The sequence below is a fragment of the Agromyces agglutinans genome (assembly GCF_009647605.1).
In the GTDB taxonomy this organism is placed as follows: domain Bacteria; phylum Actinomycetota; class Actinomycetes; order Actinomycetales; family Microbacteriaceae; genus Agromyces; species Agromyces agglutinans.
Window position 1 is genome coordinate 140,586 of the sequence record NZ_WJIF01000002.1, and the last position, 18,531, is coordinate 159,116.

The following is an 18,531-nucleotide window of genomic DNA, read 5'->3' on the forward strand; positions in this document are numbered from 1 at the left end:
GTGAAGCCATGAGCACGAACGACGACGTGCGCGAGTTCCTGATGTCCCGGCGGGCGAACGTGACGCCCGAGCGGGCCGGGCTGCCCGGCGGCGGCGAACGCCGGGTGCCGGGCCTGCGCCGTGAGGAGGTCGCCCTGCTCGCCGGCGTGAGCCTCGAGTACTACACGCGTCTCGAGCGCGGCCGCATCCACGGGGCATCCGAGAGCGTGCTCGAAGCGATCGCGGGTGCCCTGCAACTCGACGACGTCGAACGCGCCCACCTCTTCGACCTCGCGCGGGCGAAGCCCGCCACGGGCATTCCGCGCGACAGGGCGGCGACAGGCCGGCCGGCGTCCACCCGCGCGGTGCGCGCGTCGGTGCAACGCGTCCTCGACAACCTGACCGTTCCTGCCGTGGTGTACGACGCCCGGCAGGATCTCGTGGGCGCGAACACCCTCGGTCGTGCGCTCTTCGCTCCGCACTTCGAGGCCGACCAGCCCAACTTCGCCCGGTTCATCTTCCTCGACTCGCGCGCGCCCGACTACTACGCCGACTGGCCCCTCGCGTGCAGCCTGACCGCGGCGATGCTGCGCTACGAGGCCGGGCGCGACCCCCTCAACGGCGAGTTGACGGCGCTGATCGGCGAGCTCTCGACCCGCAGCCCCACGTTCCGGCGGCACTGGGCGGAGCAGGACGTGCATGAGCACCGCACCGGCACGAAGGTCTACCGGCATCCCGCGATCGGGCCGCTCGAACTCCAGTACGACGTCTTCGAGATGCCCGGGGAGCCGGGGCTCTCGATCGGCACCTACACCGCGGAACCCGGAACGGCCGCGGCCGACGGGCTCGTGCTGCTCGCCAGCTGGGCGGCGAACCAGGAGGACGAGCACCCGACGGCGCCGTGAGGTCGTGCCGTCGTCCGTAGGCTGGACCGGTGACCTCCGCACCACCCGAGACCTCCGGCGAGGCATCCGTTCGCCCGCCGATCAGCCACCTGGTCGGCGCCATCCTGCTGGATGCCGCGCTCGTGACCGCGTTCGCCGCGACCGGCCGCGCGACGCACGGCGAGGACGCGCTCGCCGGGCTCTGGCAGACGGCGTGGCCGTTCCTCGGAGGGCTCGTGATCGGATGGCTCGCCACGCGCGCCTGGCGCGCGCCGGCGGCACCGCTGCGCACGGGGCTCGGCGTCTGGGCGGCGACGATCGTCGTCGGGATGCTGCTGCGCGCGGTCTCCGGGCAGGGGACGGCGCTCCCGTTCGTGATCGTCGCGACCGTCGTGCTGTTCGCGGCGCTGGTCGGCTGGCGGGCGATCGCCGCGCTCGTCGCGCGGCGGCGGCGATGAGGCATCCACGTCGATGAGGCATCCACGTCGATGAAGCGTTCAGCCGGCAGCTGGCAGGCTGGTGGGGTGATCACCGACGCCGCGCTCGCCTTCCTCGCCGAGTACCACCTCGCCACCCTCTCGACCATCGGGAAGGACGGCCGTGTGCACGCCGTGCCGGTCGGCATCACGTACCGCGACGGCATCGTGCGCGTGATCGGGTCGCGAGGCACGCAGAAGTTCCTCAACGTCGAGCGCACGGGTCGCGCGAGCGTCAACACGGTCGACGGCATGCGGTGGCTCAGCTTCGAGGGCCCCGCGCGCATCCTCGACGACGCCGAGTCGGTCGCGCTCGCCGTGGAGCTCTACACCGCGCGCTACCGGGCGCCGCGCGTGAACCCCGAGCGCGTCGTGCTCGAACTCACCGTCGAGCGTGTGCTCGGGTCGCCGCAGTTCCGCGCCGGCGCGGCCTGATCGCGCCGGCCGCCGCACCGAACGCCGTATGCGCGTGCGGCGTTCGACGCGGCGCGCCCGACCGGGCCGCTGACCTCCTAGCGGAACCGCGGGTCGTTCCCCGCCGACGTGTCGACCTTCAGGCGCAAGGCCCGCGCGATGTCCTCCCACCCGACGTACGAGAAGTTCGTGGCATCGCGCTCGGAGTCGACGCCGGTACCGGTCTCGGGTTCGTCGTGCGTGACGAACAGGCCCTGTCGGTAGTCGCCCACCGGGCGGTTGGTCACCGCGAGGCCGTCGGAGCCGTTGATCTCATCGGCGCCGTCCACGCCGTCGACGCGGAACGTGCCGACGAGCGCGTTCCGGCCCTGTCGCTGGTAGACCGCGAAGGTGTCGTCGCCCTGGCTCGAGACGATGAGGTATCCCGTCGCGCCGGGGCCGTAGTAGAGGTCGACGCCCTCGGCGTCGGCCTCGAGCGCGGTGCCGCCGTACCCCTGATCGGCGGGGTCGATCGGGGTGCACTCCTCGGTCTCGGGGTCGTACGCGTCATGGATGCCGAAGTCCCGTACGCGGTCGATGAGCTCGGGCTCGGTCGACCCGAACGGCAGGGCGATCCGCCAGAGCCCGACATCCTCCTGACCCGCGTAGAGCACGCCCGTGCGCTGGTCGACGGTGAGCCCCTCGAGATGCGGCCCGACTCCTGGCTCCTCGCACGGCGTCCAGACACTGCCGTCGGGCAGCGGGAACGAGGCGGGCATCTCGATCGTCGAGACGTCGGCGTAGCCGAGCGCGCCGCCGACGTCGACGAGGCGCGCGGTCGCGAGGGTGGTCGCGCCCTCCTGCGTGACGACGGCGTAGTCGGCCTCCGCGGTCTGCCACACGGCGAGCCCGTATGCGGTGTGGCCCTCGTCGACCACCTCACGGTCGGGGCTGAACAGGAACGGCTGCTCGGCCGCGGTCACCTCGACCAGCGGTGTCTGTGCCGACGCCCCGGCCGGGTCGATCGCGAAGAAGCGCAGCTGGTCGTTGTACCGGTCGGAGACGACCGCCACGTCGACCGTGCGGCCGCCGAACTCGACGCCGTAGGCGATGTCGACGTTGTTGTACCGCCCGGCTGCGCCGTCGGCGCGCGGCGCGACGGTCGCGGGCAGGGACTGCACCTCGGTCGAGTCGAGGTCGTAGACCCGGAGCCCGCCCTCCTTCGCGGTGACGATGACGAGCGACGAGTCGGTGCCCTCGGCACCCACCCAGATCGCCGGGTCGTCGCCGGTGGCGTTCCCGCCCTCGTCGTCGTCGTAGAGCACCGGCGTCTCGTTGTCGGTGGTGACGACGGCCGGGCCGTCGCCCGGTCGGTTCGGGGCGGCCTGCGCGGCGGACGAGGCCCCGGCGAGGAGGACGACGATCGATGCCGCGACGGCACCGTGCATGATTCGAGTCATGTCGGCGACCATCGCGGAGGCGGCCGAACTCGGGTCGACGTCGCGGTGAACGCCGGTGGAACACTGTCGGCGCGACGCTATTCCGCCGACGGAGTCACGCCGAGCGCGATCCTGCCGGTCGCGTCGAGCCGGGCGACGGCGAGTCCATCCGTGCCCTCGGCCTCGGTCGGGTAGGGCACGCGCAGCCCGGGCAGGGGCAGCCGCCCGTCCTGGGTGCACTCGCTCCGCGACGCACTGCCGGGCAGCAGCAGCACGAGGCAGACGTCCTCGCCATCCGAGGTGCGCGCGACGTACGCCGCGGGTCCGTCGAGCCGGCTCGCGAGCAGGCGCACGGATGCCTCGTCGATGCCACCCTCCACGGCGGCGAGCCGCGTCACGCGGGCCGCCTCCGCCGCCACCGGCAGCTGCTCGATGAGCACGAGGATGTCGGTCTCCTCGAGCGGCGTCCCCGCCTCCGGCGCGAAGCGCTGCGCCGCCGTCCATCCGAGGAGTGCCCCGGCCACGAGGCCGGTGCTCGCCGCCGCCGCCGCCCACCTGGCGATGCGCCGGCGATCCGTGCTGCGGCGACCGGAGTCGGTCGTATCGGGGACGGCCCCCGGCTCGGTTGCCGGCCCCCGCCGGAGCCCGGCCCTGGGCCCGAGCCCGGGCCCGGGATCCGTCTCGTCCCCGGACGGGGCTCGGCCGGAGGCATCCGATGCGCTGCCGACCGGTGCGCTGCTCGCGTTCCGCTGCCGCCCGACGCCGTGCGCAGCGAGCGCTGCCAGCTCGTCGACCGCCCTCGCCCGTTCGGCGTCGTCCGAGTCCGCGCCGTAGGCGATCCGCTGCAGGTCGCGGATCGGGCTCTCGCTCGCGTCCACCCCGCCTCCTCCCGACAGCCTGCAACGGTCGGCGGCGAGCGGCAAGGGCGTGATGCGAATCGAGGCCGCGTCCGGCCATCGAAACCGCGTTGGGTGGCGCGGTGCGCGCGGGCCGCCGACGCGGCGGAGGAACGCCGGTTGCGACGCACGGCACGTCGCTCTACCATGCAGATGCGCGATATGAGAATCCCATGTTCGTATATAGAACACGGTGAGCCACAGCCCCACGCGCAACCGCACGACGAGGTGAGGAGACACGGTGCAGTTCCACCACCACGGGTACGTCTCGGGCGACCCGCGCGTGCAGCCCGCCGCGGGCATCGGCCGCGACCGCCCCACCGACCTGCCCGACGAGGTCGACGTGCTCATCGTCGGCTCGGGCCCCGCGGGCATGCTGCTCGCCGCCCAGCTCTCGCAGTACCCCGACGTCGTGACCCGCGTCGTCGAGCGCCGCGACGGGCGGCTCGTGCTCGGCCAGGCCGACGGCATCCAGCCCCGCAGCGTCGAGACGTTCCAGGCGTTCGGCTTCGCCGAGCGCATCACCGCCGAGGCCTACAACATCGGCTACATGAACTTCTGGGGCCCCGACCCCGACGACCCGCAGAAGATCATGCGCACGACGCGCACCGAGGACTACGGCTTCAAGATCAGCGAGTTCCCCCACCTCATCGTGAACCAGGCGAGGGTGCTCGACTACTTCGCCGAGGCCGCGCTGCACGGCCCCGGCCGCATCGTGCCCGACTACGGCGTGGAGTTCGTCGGCCTGACCGTGCATGAGCCGGGCTCGCCCGAGGCCGGCTCGCCCGAAGCCGGCTCGCCCCAAGCCGGCTCCGGCGACTACCCGGTCGAGGTGCGGCTCCGCTCCACGGCGGGCGAGCGCGCGGGCGAGGAGCGCACGGTGCGCGCCAAGTACGTCGTGGGATGCGACGGTGCCCGCAGCGGCGTGCGTGAGGCGATCGGCCGAAGCCACGTCGGCGGGTTCTCCGCCCACGCGTGGGGCGTCATGGACGTCCTCGTCAACACCGACTTCCCCGACTGGCGCACGAAGTGCGCGATCAACTCGGCGGCGGGCAACATCCTGCACATCCCCCGGGAGGGTGGATACCTGTGCCGCATGTACATCGACCTCGGCGAGGTGTCGGCGGAGAGCCACCGCGAAGTGCGCAAGACGCCGATCGAGACGATCATCGCCAAGGCCAACGACATCCTGCATCCGTACTCGATCGACGTTCGCGAGGTCGCCTGGCACAGCGTCTACGAGGTCGGGCATCGGGTCACCGACCACTTCGACGACCGCGCCGAGACGGAGACCGGCGACGGGGCGGATGCCTCGCCGCGGGTGTTCCTCGCGGGCGACGCGTGCCACACGCACAGTGCGAAGGCCGGGCAGGGCATGAACGTCTCGATGCAGGACGGCTTCAACCTCGGCTGGAAGCTGGGCGCGGTGGTCACGGGCCGGGCTTCGGCCCGCCTGCTCTCGACCTACTCGGCCGAACGCCAGCCGGTCGCGCAGCAGCTCATCGACTTCGATCGCGAGTGGTCGTCGCTCATGGCGCGCAAGCCCGACGAGATCTCCGACCCGCAGGAGCTCGCGAACTACTACCTGGGCACCGCCGAGTTCCCCTCCGGGTTCATGACGCAGTACGGCCCCTCGATGATCGTCGGCGACGCGACGCACCAGCACCTCGCGTCGGGCTTCCCGATCGGCAAGCGATTCAAGTCCTCCGAGGTGTCGTTCGTGTGCGACGGCAACGTCGTGCACCTCGGCCACCACGCCAGGGCCGACGGCCGCTGGCGCATCTACGCGTTCGCCGACGCTCCGGCCGCGGGCGAGGCATCCGCCCTGTCGTCGTGGGCCGAGCGCATGGCGGCGCCCGACTCGCCGCTCTCCCGGTTCACGCCGGCCGGCGTGGATGTCGACGCCGTGTTCGACGTCAAGGTGATCTACCAGCAGCGGCATGAGGACGTGGACCTCATGCGCGTGCCCGAGGTGTTCCGGCCGAAGACCGGGCCGCTGGACCTCATGGACTGGGAGAAGGTGTTCGCAGCGGCGCCGAGCGCGTGGTGCCCGACCGACATCTTCGAGGAGCGCGGCATCTCACGCGAGGGCACCGTCGTCGTCGTTCGTCCCGACCAGTACGTCGCGCACGTGCTGCCGCTCGAGGCGACCGACGAGCTCGCCGCCTTCTTCGAGGGTGTGATGCTGCCGGCCTGACGCCGGGGTCTCGATACGCTTCGCTACTCGACCGCCGGGGGTCGCATCACGCGCCGTAGGCGCGGCGGATCGCGTCGGCGGCCGACCGCAGCCGTGCGGCGATCTCCTCCTCGGCGATCGGGAACGACACGTGGATCACGGCGATCGCCGCGGGCGGATGCCCGGGCAGGCTGAGGGGCACGGCGACCGAGCGCAGGGACGGTACGACCTCGTCGTGGCTGTGCGTGTACCCGCGGTCGCGGCTCTCGGCGATCTCCACGCGCAGGTCCTCCGACACGTCGGTCGGCCACGCGCGCTCGGGCAGCGCCGCGAGGATCGCCTTGCCCGGCCCACCGCGCGTGATCGGATGCCGGTGCCCCGGCCGGTACGACACCACCGCGGCGCTGCGGCGCGGCGAGGCGCTGACTAAGGTCACGGCCTCCCCCGCGTCGGCGTCGGCCAGCACGGCGACGAGGCACGTCATGCCGAGCTCATTGGCCACCTCGTTGAGTTCGGGCAGCGCGACCTGCTGCAGGTCGCGCGCCACCCCGGCGGCGAGGGCCGCGAGTCCCGTTCCCAGCCCGACGCGGCCCGAGGCATCCCGTCGCACGAGGCCGTGGTCCTCGAGCGTGCGCAGCAGACGGTACGCGACCGAACGGTGCACGCCGAGCCGCGCCGCGATCTCGTCGATCGACAGGTCGCGATCGTCGGCGGCCAGGATCTCGAGCACGCGGATGCCGCGGCTCAGCGTCTGCGAGCCGGCGGTCGGCGTGGCGGAGGTCATTGCCCGATAGTAGAACGCCGCGACCGGAATGCGAACGGGTCCGTCGCCCGGCACCGTTTCGGCGGCGTGCCGGCCGCGCGCGCTGGCGCCGACGGCACCGCGACCGTTTCGCTGCGCGAAAGAACCGCGATTCTTGCGGCCCGAAACGGCGGTATCCGGCTCGCTTCGTACCGTTCGGCCCCTACAGTGATCGAGATGCTGCAGCACGCCCCCACGTGCGCTCGATGAAGAGGAGAACGCCGCATGTCCCGAATCGGGATCGTCACCGAACCACCCCCGGAGACCCGCGTCGCCGCCACGCCGGCGACGGTGAAGCAGCTCATCTCGCTCGGCTACGACGTCGTCGTCGAGGCGGGCGCCGGCGCAGCGTCGTCCTTCCCCGACGACGCCTACGCGGCCGCCGGCGCGACGATCGGCACGGCCTCCGACGCGCTCGCCTCGGCGATCGTGCTCAAGGTGAACGCTCCGACCGACGAGGAGATCGCGGCCCTGGCGCCGGGCACCACGATCGTGGGACTGCTCGCCCCGGCGTTCAAGCCGGAACTGCTCGCGGCGCTCGCCGAGCGCGGCGTGACCGCCCTCGCGATGGACGCGGTACCGCGCATCTCGCGCGCGCAGTCGATGGACGTGCTCAGCTCGATGGCGAACATCGCCGGATATCGCGCGGTCGTCGAGGCCGCGCACGAGTTCGGCCGCTTCTTCACGGGCCAGGTGACGGCGGCCGGCAAGGTGCCGCCCGCGAAGGTGCTCGTCGCCGGCGCCGGCGTCGCCGGGCTCGCGGCGATCGGCGCGGCGTCGAGCCTCGGCGCGATCGTGCGCGCGACCGACCCCCGACCCGAGGTCGCCGACCAGGTCAAGTCGATCGGCGGCGAGTACCTGAAGGTCGAGGTCGAGGTCGAGCAGTCCACCGACGGCTATGCGAAGGCGACGAGCGAGGCGTACGACCGGCGGGCCGCCGAGATCTACTCCGAGCAGGCCGCCGACGTCGACATCATCGTCACCACCGCGCTGATCCCCGGTCGGCCGGCACCCAAGCTCATCACCGCGGCGGATGTCGCGAGCATGAAGTCGGGCAGCGTCATCGTCGACATGGCGGCTGGCATGGGCGGCAATGTCGAGGGTTCCGTCGCGGGCGAGCGCATCGTCACGCCGAACGGCGTCGTGATCCTCGGCTACACCGACCTCGCGTCGCGCCTGCCCACGCAGGCCTCGCAGCTCTACGGCACGAACGTCGTGAACCTGCTGAAGCTCCTCACGCCCGGAAAAGACGGCGAGCTCGTGCTCGACTTCGACGACGTCGTGCAGCGGTCGGTGACCGTCGCGCGCGGCGGCGACGTCACCTGGCCGCCGCCGCCCGTGCAGGTGTCGGCGGCGCCCGCGGCATCCGCCTCGCCGGCCGGTGCGGGCGGGCCGGATGCCTCCGCGCCCGAGCCGAAGCGGCCGATGTCGCCGGTGCGCCGGGTCGTGCTGATCGCGATCGGCATCGCGGCGCTGTTCGCCGTGAACGCGGTCGCGCCACCGCCGCTACCGCAGCACTTCACGGTGCTCGTGCTCGCGGTCATCGTGGGCTTCTACGTCATCGGCAAGGTGGCGCACGCGCTGCACACCCCGCTCATGAGCGTCACGAACGCCATCTCGGGCATCATCGTCGTCGGCGCCATGGTGCAGATCACGAGCGACGTGCTCGTCGTCCAGATCCTCGCCGCGATCGCCGTGCTGCTCGCGAGCATCAACATCTTCGGCGGGTTCGCGGTCACGCGACGCATGCTCGCCATGTTCTCTCAGGGAACCGCCTCGAAGGGCCAGGCTGCCGACCGTGCATGACGTGACCACCATCGACGCGCCGTCGTCCATCGCCGGGGCCGCGTACATCGTCGCCGCCCTGCTCTTCATCATGAGCCTCGCGGGGCTCAGCAAGCACGAAACCTCCCGAGCCGGTGTCGGCTACGGCATCGCGGGCATGGCGATCGCGCTGGTCGCGACCGTCTGGGCGACCTTCGCCGGCGCGTGGGGTTCGCCGACGGTCACGCTCGGCGCCGTGCTGCTCGTCGTCGCCGTCATCGTCGGCGCCGCGATCGGGCTCTGGCGCGCCCGCGTCGTCGAGATGACCGGCATGCCCGAGCTGATCGCGCTGCTGCACAGCTTCGTCGGACTCGCGGCCGTGCTCGTCGGCTGGAACGGCGCGCTCGCGTCGCCGCACCTGACCGGGGCGCTGCTCGACATCCACCACGCCGAGGTGTTCATCGGCGTCTTCATCGGCGCCGTGACCTTCACCGGGTCGATCGTGGCGTTCCTGAAGCTCTCGGCGCGCATGTCGTCCGCCCCGCTGATGCTGCCCGGCAAGAACGCCCTGAACCTCGGCGCACTCGTCGCATTCGTCGCGCTCACCGTCTGGTACGTGATCACGCCCGAGCTGTGGCTGCTGGTCGTCGTCACGGCACTGGCACTCGCGCTCGGCTGGCACCTCGTGGCATCCATCGGCGGTGGCGACATGCCCGTCGTCATCTCGATGCTGAACAGCTACTCGGGGTGGGCCGCTGCCGCGGCCGGCTTCCTGCTGAACAACGACCTGCTCATCGTCACCGGCGCGCTCGTCGGCTCGTCGGGTGCGTACCTGTCGTACATCATGTGCAAGGCGATGAACCGATCGTTCATCTCGGTGATCGCGGGCGGGTTCGGCATCGCCGCGCCGACCTCGTCGGGCGAGGTCGAGGGCGAGACGCGCGAGATCACCGTCGAAGAGGCCGCCGAGATGCTGCGGGATGCCTCGAGCGTGATCATCACCCCCGGCTACGGCATGGCCGTGGCGCAGGCCCAGTACCCGGTCGCCGAGCTCACGGCGAAGCTGCGCGAGCGGGGTGCCGAGGTGCGCTTCGGCATCCACCCGGTCGCAGGACGCCTGCCCGGGCACATGAACGTGCTGCTCGCCGAGGCGAAGGTGCCGTACGACGTCGTCGAGGAGATGGACGAGATCAACGACGACTTCGCGGCCACCGCGGTCGTGCTCGTCATCGGCGCGAACGACACCGTGAACCCGGCCGCGGCCGAGGACCCGGGCAGCCCGATTGCCGGCATGCCGGTGCTGCGGGTGTGGGAGGCGGGCAACGTCATCGTCTTCAAGCGCTCGATGGCCGCCGGCTACGCGGGCGTCGCGAACCCGCTGTTCACGCGGGACAACACCCGCATGCTGTTCGGCGACGCGAAGCAGCGCGTGGAGGACATCCTGAAGGCGCTGTAACTCCGTCAGACGGTTCTCGATGCGGCGCTGGCGCGCCTACCCGACCACCGGTGGCCGCGCGGCGCGCTCCTCGAACGCCGCGCGCTCGAGGAAGGCGAGGCGGGCCGTCTTGTGCTCGAGCGCGATCTCGGGTCCGGGGGTGAAGCCGAAGCGCGTCATGCGCGCGATGGCCCGCTCGTTGCCGATGTCGGGCTCGACGACGACGCGCAGCGCGCCGGGGTCGGCGAACACGAAGTCCGCGAGCACGAGCAGCACGCGGGTCGTGAACCCGGGTGCCGGCGCGCCGCGACCGCCGAGGAAGAAGTGCACGCCGACGTCGCCCGTCCGCACGTCGTAGTGCTCGCCGACCGGGTCGTGCTCGGGCTCGTACGTCTGCAGCAGCACGATCGGTTCGCCGTCGCGCCGCAGCAGGAACGCGTGGTGGCTGGGCAGCGAGTCGACGAAGCGGTAGACCTCGCGGAGCTCATCGCGCGAGTGGCCGCCGAGGCCCCAGAACGCCGCCCACGGCCTCCGCACCCACTCGTGCACGAGGTCGAGGTCGCGATCGTCGTCGACATCGAGCACGCGCAGCTCGAGTTCGCCGAGCACGGCGTCGAGCGTGCGGAACACGACCGCACCGGGGGCGCCGGTGGTCAGCCTGCCCATGGGTCCTCCTGGCGCGCCAGTCGGTGCCAGTCCGTCACGATCGGGGTGGTCTCGCCGCGGCTCCACGCCGCGAGCTGGTCGTCGAAGTGCACCTCGCCGGGTACGCCGGATGCCCCGAATGGCACGTTCCACCGGCTGCCCGGACGGTCGGCGAGATCCCAGACCCATCTCGCGACGGAGCCCCGGAATCCCGCGTCGGTCACGCCGGGCACCGAGCCCGTGCAGCGAACGGTGTCGCCGGCGCCGCCGAGGGCCACGGGCGCCATTCGGGGCACGTCGGCGCCGGGCACGTCGGCGAGCACGTGGAGCGGGTGGAGGCGGTGGCGGTCGCCCCAGGCGGTCGTCTCCTCGCTCGCGGCCGCCTCCTCGAGCGCGGCCACGAGTTCGGCCCGCCCGTCGATACCCAGTGCCCGCGCGTCGAGCAGCGACTCGAGCGCATCGCCGACCCGGCCTGCCACCGAGAACCAGGGGTCGAAGATCGCGCCCATGCCGTGCGGGGCATGCAGCGGCGCGAGCGACGGATGTGCGGCCAGCCGACGTACGAGCGCCGAGTGCCAGGCCGCGAAGCGGGCGGCGATGACGCTGTCGGCGCCGCGGTTCCCGTCCCATTCGAAGAACAGTGCGGCGAGGTCGGCGCCGGCCGCTGACGGTGCCGGAGCACCTGGTCGGGCGAGTGCATCTCGCAGCCGCCCGACGAGCGCGAGCGCGCGCTCGTCGAGGACGTCGGCGTGGATGGACGACATATCGGCGGGGCTCGCGTCGTGCACGTCGGCGAGCAACGTCCTGATGCGCCGAGCCCGGGCCGACGACGGGTAGGCGTAGCCCAGGTCGTGGCCGGGACGGTCGGGGCGTTCGTTCGCGTCCACCGCGACCGAGGTAACCGGCTCGGGTGGTGGCAGCGGCGTCGGCCCGGATGCGGCCGGGTCGGTCGTGCCCCCTGGATCGGCCCCGACCTCCCACGCGTCGAGCGGCAACCGTCGTTCGTGCACCTCCCGCTGCGGCGCGCGGCCGGCCGTGAAGCGCAGCACGTCGCCCGAGGCATCCGCCGCGAGGACGCGGTTGACCGGGTCGACCCAGCGCTCGAAGGCCGACGCCACGTCGGCCACCGACCTCGCGCGGAGCAGCCGACGGAAGGCGGCGAAACCCAGGTCGGCGTCGACCCGCGCGGGCAGCCGCACGCTGAAGCACCCGCCCGGCCCGTCGACGACGACGGGGCCGCGCGCAGTCTCGAGCGCGACGACCTGCTCGGAGGCGCCGTCCCGCACGTGGATCGCCTCCACCCGGCGGTCGACCGGCTCCCAGCCGTCGGCGCCGAGCGCCTCGACCCGGCCATCGATGTCGCGAAGCCGCTCGCGGAACACGTCGGCGCTGTGCGCGATGGCGTTCGTGATGCCCCAGGCGGCCGATCCGGTGTGCCCGAAATGCGGCACGCCGGGCACGCCCGGGAAGGCGAGCCCGACCACGTCGTACTCGGGGCACGCGAGGCGCACCTGCTGGTAGACCCCGGGGAGCTCGAGCAGGCGGTGCGGGTCCCCGGCGAGCAGCGGCGCGCCCGTCGGGGTGCGGCTTCCATGGATCGCCCACGCGTTGCTGCCGGCCGCGGCCGGGACGCCGGGCGTGAAGCGGTCGACGTGCTCGTCGCCGAGCGTGGCGGCGAGGTGCGCGCGCCAGAGCAGGTTCGGGAACGGCGAGAACAGCACATGCGCGACGAGGAATACGCCGAGCGGAGCCCACGCCGGCCACGGAGTCGGTTCGGGTGCCTCCGCGCCGAAGACGTCGACCGACGCGAATGTCGCGAACTCGCCGCCCGGTGCGTTCGCCGAGCGGCGACGACCCTCGGGCAGTCCCGCGTTCACGCCGCGCACGTACGCGTCGACCCAGGCCCGGTCGTCGGGTTCGAGCGCGTCGTACGCGCGCTCGGCCGTCTCGGCGAGGCGGATGCGCCGCGCGAAGCGGTCCCACTCGAGACCTGCCGGGCCGATCCGCTCGGCGAGGCGTCCCTCGGCACGCCACCGGTCGACCTCGATCTGCCACGCCCGGTCGAGCGCGGTCACGCGGCCCTGCGCCTCGGCGAGGCCCAGTTCGTCGGCGGCGCGAAGGTGCGGCACGCCGAGTGCGTCGCGGAAGAGCTCGGCCTCAGCCATCCAGCCGCTCCGAGAAGGCCCCTTCACCATGCGCCGAGGGTACCGGCACCGCGTCGACCGTCGCCGCGCCGACCGGAACCGACGACCGCCCGATGGGGTTCGCCATCGTGCCGGCATACAGCAGCGACGCCGACTGGCTCGCGAGGTCGACCATCTGGAGCGTGTTGCGCAGCTGCAGCCGGTTCAGGCACGAGTGCGCGAACCGGTCGGCCCGCAGGTCGACGGACGAGTCGAGGTCGGGATGCTCAGACGCATGCCGATCGACGCATGCGGCGACGAGCCGCCAGAACTCGGCCTCGGGCAGCGTGCCGTCGCCGTCGAGGATCGCGGCGAGGTGGCGCAGCACGCCGTCGAAGACGTCAGTGAAGATCGCGAGCGCCCGCTCCCGATCGTCGACGACCGCACGGATGCGCGCGACGTCCTCGGGCAGGGCGATGCGGTCGGAGAGCACCGCGACCTCCTCGCCGATGTCCTTCATGAACACTCGGCGCGGCACGTGCCCGTCGAGCACGAGGATCAGGTTCTCGCCGTGCGGCATGAACGCGAGGTCGTACGCGAGCAGGCAGTGCACGACCGGCCTGAGGTACGCGTCGAGGTACGCGGCCACCCACTCGCGGGCCGGCAGTCCCGACGCGCGCACCAGCGCGGTCGCGATCGAGGCGCCCGAGGCATCCCGATGCAGCAGCGCCGCCATCGTCGCGAGCCGCTCGCCGGGCGCGAGGCGCGGCACCGGGCTCTCGCGCCAGAGCGCGGCGATCATCTTGCGGTGCGGCGACGGAGTCGCGGTGCGGTGATACGCGTCGCCGGTGTACCCGATCGACGCGTGCTCGCGCAGCACCTCGAAGCGGCCGGCGCGCAGCGTGGCATCCGAGTCGACGAGCGTCGCGACCCAGTCGTTGATGGCGGGCGTCGCGCGCATGTACGCCGGCGAGAGTCCGCGCAGGAAGCCCATGTTCTGGATCGCGAGCGCCGTCTTCACGTACGACCGATCGGGCCGCGCCACGTTGAAGAACGTGCGGATCGACTGCTGCGCGCGGTACTCGTCGTCGCCCTCGCCGAGGTGCACGAGGTCGCGCCGGGCGACGTCGGGCGCGAACGTGATCGCGATGCGGTGCTGCCACTGCCACGGATGCACCGGCAGGTAGCGGTACTCCTCCGGGTCGAGGCCGAGCCCGCGGAGGCGCTCGTCGAACCGCGCGAGCGTCGCGCCGCCGAGCTCGGACTCGTACAGCTCGCCTTCGGTGAGGCCGGCGCCGAGCGCGAGATGGCCGGTCGCCTTCCGCACGGCGAGCCAGACCAGGCGAACGGATGCCGCCGCCTCCGGCGCGTAGGCCGCGAACTCGGCGAGGCCGAACCCGATGCGGCCGTTGTTCGCGACGAAGCCGGGATGCCCCTCGGTCATGCCCGCCTCGATCGACTGGAAGTCGGCCACCGCGAGCTCGGCCGCGGGCAGGCCGCCGCGGTGCAGCTTGAACGCCGCGCTCGCGAGGGTCGACGCGATCTCCTCGAGGTACGTCGCGAGCAGGGCGTCGGGGATGCCGAGCTCGGCCTGCAGCTCGGCGACGAACGCCTGCGCGTCGAGGTCGGCGGGCTCGCCGCCGACCGTGCGCTCGAGCGTGGCCTCGTCGATCGCCCAGTGCTCGAGGGCGTGTCGGCGCGCCCGGAACCGGTAGCGAGAGACGGGCGTCTCGACGACCCAGGCGGCCGCGTCGGTCGGTTCGCCTGCGCCGGTCTCTTCGTCGGCGTCGGCGATCGGGGCGAGCAGCCGTTCGTGCGCGAACTCCGCGATGGCCTTCGCGACGAGGTGCCGCTGCGCGGCCGCCATCGTCTCGGGCGTGAGGTGCGGCGCGCCTGAGACATCCGCCCGCTCCGGGGCATCCGCCCGCTCATTCAGGAACTTCTGCGCGACACGCCGGTCGGCGGACGCCTCTGCCGGCGTGTCGGCGCGAGCTTCCTGAATCGCGGATCCGCCGGGGGTGGGGAGATGGGCGGGGGCGGATGCCTCGAACCACGCGTGTTCGAGCACCGAGAGGTTCGCCCGCTTGCCCGGCAGGTCGACCTCGCGGAGCACGCGGAACCCCACCTCGGCGTTCTTGCGCGCGATGGCCGCGTTGCGCACGTCGGGTTCGACCACGACGCGGCGCGCGCCGAGCCCGTCGAAGCAGAACCGCACGACCGTCGCCATGACCGCCGAGGTCAGGCCGTGCACACGCGGGGCGTCCGGCCGCGGCGGTGAGACGAGCAGGTGCATGCCGACGTCGCCCGGCTCGGCGTCGTGCACGTCGGCGAGCAGCACGCGCGCGGGGTCGTACGTCTCGACGAGGAACGCGGGCTCGCCGTCGCGCAGTCCGATCCAGGCCTGCTGGTCGGGGTCGGCGGCGACGTCGCGGAAGTACTCGAGCACCTCGTCGGCCGAGAGTCCGCCCATCTGCCAGAAGGCCGAGTGCGGGTCGGTGAGCCAGGCGTGCAGCACGGCGGCGTCGCGGTCGGGGTCGACCGGCGCGATGCCGAGGCGACCGGCCGGGGTGTCGCGCACGAACGCGACGGCGAACGCGGGCGTCGCGGGCGCCGGACGCGAGATCGAGGGTGCGAGGCTCATCGCGCCGCCACCGCCTCGGCGGCCGCCGCCGGGACCGAAGGCACCGCAGGCACCGACGAGCTCGCCACCGCATCCCCCGGCACCGCCGCATCGCCCGGCACCCCGAACTCCTGGAACGCGATGCGCCGCTCGATCGCGTACGGCTCGCCGCCCGTGATCGCCGCGAGGATGTTGGCGTTGCGCCACGCCCCGAACCCGAGGTCGGGCGCGGTCAGTCCGTGCGTGTGCTCCTCGCCGTTCTGCACGAAGAGGCGCCGGCGCCCGCCGTCGATCGAGTAGTCGAGGGCCACGTCGAGGCGCCCGAGGTCGTCGCGCGCGACGAGTTCGCCGAGCGGGTCGAGGAACGCCGGCACGCGAGGCGCGTAACCGGTCGCCAGCACCACGGATGCCACCCGCCGGTCGTACTCCTCGCCGAGCTGGTTGTGACGCAGGCGCAGGACGAACTCCGAGGCATCCGGGTTCCACGAAGCGGCGACGAGCTCGGTATCGGTGAGCAGCGTCGTCGGCACCGGCCGCGCGGCGCTCTTGCGATAGAGGGTGTCGTAGATGTCGTCGATGAGCTCGCCGCTGATGCCCTTGTAGAGGCCGCGCTGCTCGCGGCCGAGCCGGTCGCGCAGCGCGAGGGGCAGGCCGTGGAAGTGCTCCGTGTACTCGGGCGAGGTCATCTCGAGCGTGAGCTTCGTGTACTCCATCGGGAAGAACCTCGGCGACCGCGTGATCCAGTCGAGGCGGTACTCGTGCACATCGACCTCCTCGAGCAGGTCGCGGTAGATCTCGGCGGCCGACTGCCCGCTGCCGACGATCGCGATCGACGGCGACGAGGCGAGCTCGTCGCGCCGGTGCAGGTAGTCGGCGCTGTGCACGACCCGGTCGGCGACGTCCGCGAGCGCGGCCGGCACCTTCGGCTCGGTGCCGATGCCGAGCACGACGTGCCGGGCGCGCAGCTCCTCGAGCGTGCCGTCGGCCAGCGCCGCGCGCACCACGAAGCAGTCTTCGGATGCCTCGTACGAGACCTCGGTCACCCGACGGCCCCAACGCAGCGCGGTGAGCTGCTCGGCCGCCCAGCGGCAGTACGCGTCGTACTCCGCCCGCAGGGGGTAGAAGCTCTCGCGGATGTAGAACGGGTAGAGGCGCCCGCGCTGCTTCAGGTAGTTCAGGAACGAGAACGGCGAGGTCGGGTCGGCCATCGACACGAGGTCGGCGAGGAACGGCACCTGGATGGTCGAGCCCTCGAGCATCATGCCGTGGTGCCACCGGAAGCCGTCGGCCTGGTCGAGGAACACCGCGTCGAGGTCGAGCGGCTCGGCGAGGCACGCGAGGCCCAGGTTGAACGGGCCGATGCCGATGCCGACGAGGTCGTGGATGCGGGTCGCGCTCACCGGGCCACCTCCTCGAGGTCGAGGTCGTCGAGGTGCTCGGCATCGCGCAACCCGTCGCCGGCGGCGCGCACGAGGTCGAACACGTCGAGCACCTGCGCGAGCGTCGTCTCGGGGTTCAGCAGCGTGAGCTTCAGGCAGGGGCGGCCGTCGATGACGGTCTTCGCGACGTGCGCGCGGCCCGACTCGAACAGCACGCGCCGGATCAGCGCGACGAGGCGGTCGGCCTCGGCGTCGGGGCATCCGGCCGGCCGGTAGCGGAAGAGCACGGTCGAGAGGTCGGTCCGCGAGACCAGCTCGAGGTCGTCGGCCGCCGCGACGGCGGCGTGCACCTCCTGCGTCAGGTCGAGCACGCGGTCGAACAGGTCGCCGAGGCCGTCGGCGCCGATGGCCCGCAGCGTCGCCCAGAGCTTCAGCGCGTCGAAGCGTCGCGTGGTCTGCAGCGACTTGTCGACCTGGTTCGGCTCGGCGTTCTCGAGGGGGTTGAGGTAGTCGGCGTGCCACGCGATGGCCGCGAGATCGCGCGGGTCGCGCACGACGATCGCGCTCGACGACACGGGCTGGAAGAAGCTCTTGTGGTAGTCGACCGTCACCGAGCGGGCGCGCTCGATGCCGTCGAGGAGGTGCCGGCGGGTGGCCGAGACGAGCAGGCCGCAGCCGTACGCGGCATCCACGTGCAGCCAGACGCCCTCGCGATCGCAGATGTCGGCGATCGCGGCGAGCGGGTCGATGCAGCCCCGGTCGGTCGTGCCGGCGGTCGCGACGACGGCCATCGGGATACGGCCGGCGGCGATGAGGCCGTCGACGGACTCCGCGAGCCGGTCGGGCCGCATCCGCCCGTCGCCGTCGACCGGTACCAGCTCGACGGCGTCGTCGCCGAGGCCGAGCAGCAACGTCGACTTCTGCACGCTGAAGTGGCTGGAGCCGGTCGCGAAGACGACGAGCCGCGCGAGGGTCTCGGGGCGCGAGAGGCCGAGTTCCGCGGCGGCCCGCGCGACCGCGGCCTCGCGTGCGAGCAGCAGGGCCTGCAGGTTCGACAGCGTGCCGCCCGAGGTGAAGACCCCGTCGCCGGCGGCGAAGCCGATGCGACTCGCCGTCCACTCGATGAGCCGCCGTTCCATGAGCGTGCCCGCGGTCGACTGGTCGTAGGTGTCGAGCGACGCGTTGACCGCGGAGACGATCGCCTCCGCCGCAACCGCGGGAACCGCGACCGGGCAGTTGAGGTGGGCGAGGTAGGCCGGGGCGTGGAACCAGACGGCGTGCCGCACGAAGAGGTCGTCGAGCTCGCGCAGCGCCTCGTTCGTGCCGACGCCCGCCGCGTCGAGGTCGACCGCGTCGACGAGCGCCTGCAGCTCGGTGCGGGACGCACCCGAGAACGGTTGCGCCGTCGTGCGGAATCGGCCCGCGAGCCGGCGCACGACCTCGGTCGTGCTCGAGGCGTAGTCGTCAGCGGTCGCGGCGGTCAGGATGTGCGGCACGTCTCCCCCTTCGTGTGGCGTCTC

At 72.6% G+C, this 18,531-nt stretch carries 14 protein-coding genes; 6 read left to right on the plus strand and 8 right to left on the minus strand.

Annotated elements, in window-relative coordinates; translation table 11 throughout:
- The first annotated feature begins 8 nt into the window (after positions 1-8).
- The 3 genes from GE115_RS03850 to GE115_RS03860 all read left to right on the plus strand — a co-directional run bounded on the left by GE115_RS03850 (position 9) and on the right by GE115_RS03860 (position 1,774).
- Complete coding sequence (locus tag GE115_RS03850) at positions 9-884, plus strand: helix-turn-helix transcriptional regulator (protein ID WP_153683490.1); 876 nt, start codon at positions 9-11, stop codon at positions 882-884.
- 80 nt (positions 885-964) lie between these two features.
- Positions 965-1,321, plus strand: a complete 357-nt coding sequence (locus GE115_RS03855; protein WP_376765696.1) for a DUF3054 domain-containing protein — start codon at positions 965-967, stop codon at positions 1,319-1,321.
- A 30-nt stretch (positions 1,322-1,351) separates the two neighbouring features.
- On the plus strand, positions 1,352-1,774 hold the full coding sequence (locus GE115_RS03860; RefSeq protein WP_153683491.1) for a PPOX class F420-dependent oxidoreductase: 423 nt from the start codon (positions 1,352-1,354) through the stop codon (positions 1,772-1,774).
- Between the two features lie 77 nt (positions 1,775-1,851).
- Here the strand turns inward: GE115_RS03860 and GE115_RS03865 are convergent, their stop codons facing one another.
- Positions 1,852-3,192: a phytase gene (locus GE115_RS03865; RefSeq protein WP_172979684.1), complete on the minus strand. Its 1,341-nt coding sequence runs from the start codon at positions 3,190-3,192 to the stop codon at positions 1,852-1,854.
- A 77-nt stretch (positions 3,193-3,269) separates the two neighbouring features.
- On the minus strand, positions 3,270-4,049 hold the full coding sequence (locus GE115_RS03870) for a hypothetical protein (RefSeq protein WP_153683493.1): 780 nt from the start codon (positions 4,047-4,049) through the stop codon (positions 3,270-3,272).
- Between the two features lie 259 nt (positions 4,050-4,308).
- On the opposite strand from GE115_RS03870, the gene GE115_RS03875 reads away from it, so the two are divergent.
- A complete protein-coding gene (locus GE115_RS03875) occupies positions 4,309-6,264 on the plus strand; it encodes an FAD-binding monooxygenase (protein ID WP_312854875.1) in 1,956 nt (651 codons plus the stop codon).
- Between the two features lie 46 nt (positions 6,265-6,310).
- Here GE115_RS03875 and GE115_RS03880 read toward each other — a convergent pair whose 3' ends face one another.
- On the minus strand, positions 6,311-7,027 hold the full coding sequence (locus GE115_RS03880) for an IclR family transcriptional regulator (protein WP_153683494.1): 717 nt from the start codon (positions 7,025-7,027) through the stop codon (positions 6,311-6,313).
- Positions 7,028-7,270: 243 nt separating this feature from the next.
- On the opposite strand from GE115_RS03880, the gene GE115_RS03885 reads away from it, so the two are divergent.
- Together GE115_RS03885 and pntB are read left to right on the plus strand one after the other, a co-directional pair.
- Positions 7,271-8,851 (plus strand): Re/Si-specific NAD(P)(+) transhydrogenase subunit alpha, encoded by a 1,581-nt coding sequence (locus tag GE115_RS03885; protein ID WP_153683495.1) that lies wholly within the window; start codon positions 7,271-7,273, stop codon positions 8,849-8,851.
- 10 nt (positions 8,852-8,861) lie between these two features.
- Positions 8,862-10,265 carry a Re/Si-specific NAD(P)(+) transhydrogenase subunit beta gene (gene pntB / locus GE115_RS03890; protein WP_446678398.1) on the plus strand — a complete coding sequence of 468 codons (1,404 nt, stop codon included), beginning with the start codon at positions 8,862-8,864 and terminating at the stop codon, positions 10,263-10,265.
- A gap of 36 nt (positions 10,266-10,301) precedes the next feature.
- Here the strand turns inward: pntB and GE115_RS03895 are convergent, their stop codons facing one another.
- The 5 genes from GE115_RS03895 to GE115_RS18715 are packed head-to-tail and all read right to left on the minus strand — an operon-like array spanning position 10,302 to position 18,507.
- Positions 10,302-10,910, minus strand: a complete 609-nt coding sequence (locus tag GE115_RS03895) for a GNAT family N-acetyltransferase (protein WP_153683497.1) — start codon at positions 10,908-10,910, stop codon at positions 10,302-10,304.
- The gene (locus GE115_RS03900) at positions 10,898-13,054 is read right to left on the minus strand and encodes a penicillin acylase family protein (RefSeq protein WP_172979686.1); all 2,157 of its coding nucleotides are present in this window, start codon (positions 13,052-13,054) and stop codon (positions 10,898-10,900) included. Before GE115_RS03900 ends, GE115_RS03895 begins: the two co-directional genes overlap by 13 nt.
- Positions 13,047-15,653 carry a GNAT family N-acetyltransferase gene (locus GE115_RS03905; RefSeq protein ID WP_153683499.1) on the minus strand — a complete coding sequence of 869 codons (2,607 nt, stop codon included), beginning with the start codon at positions 15,651-15,653 and terminating at the stop codon, positions 13,047-13,049. Before GE115_RS03905 ends, GE115_RS03900 begins: the two co-directional genes overlap by 8 nt.
- Positions 15,650-17,032, minus strand: coding sequence for a lysine N(6)-hydroxylase/L-ornithine N(5)-oxygenase family protein (locus GE115_RS03910; RefSeq protein ID WP_312854877.1), 1,383 nt, complete (start codon positions 17,030-17,032; stop codon positions 15,650-15,652). Before GE115_RS03910 ends, GE115_RS03905 begins: the two co-directional genes overlap by 4 nt.
- Entirely contained in the window at positions 17,029-18,507 is a 1,479-nt protein-coding gene (locus GE115_RS18715) for a pyridoxal phosphate-dependent decarboxylase family protein (protein ID WP_312854878.1), read from the minus strand. Before GE115_RS18715 ends, GE115_RS03910 begins: the two co-directional genes overlap by 4 nt.
- Positions 18,508-18,531 lie beyond the last annotated feature (24 nt).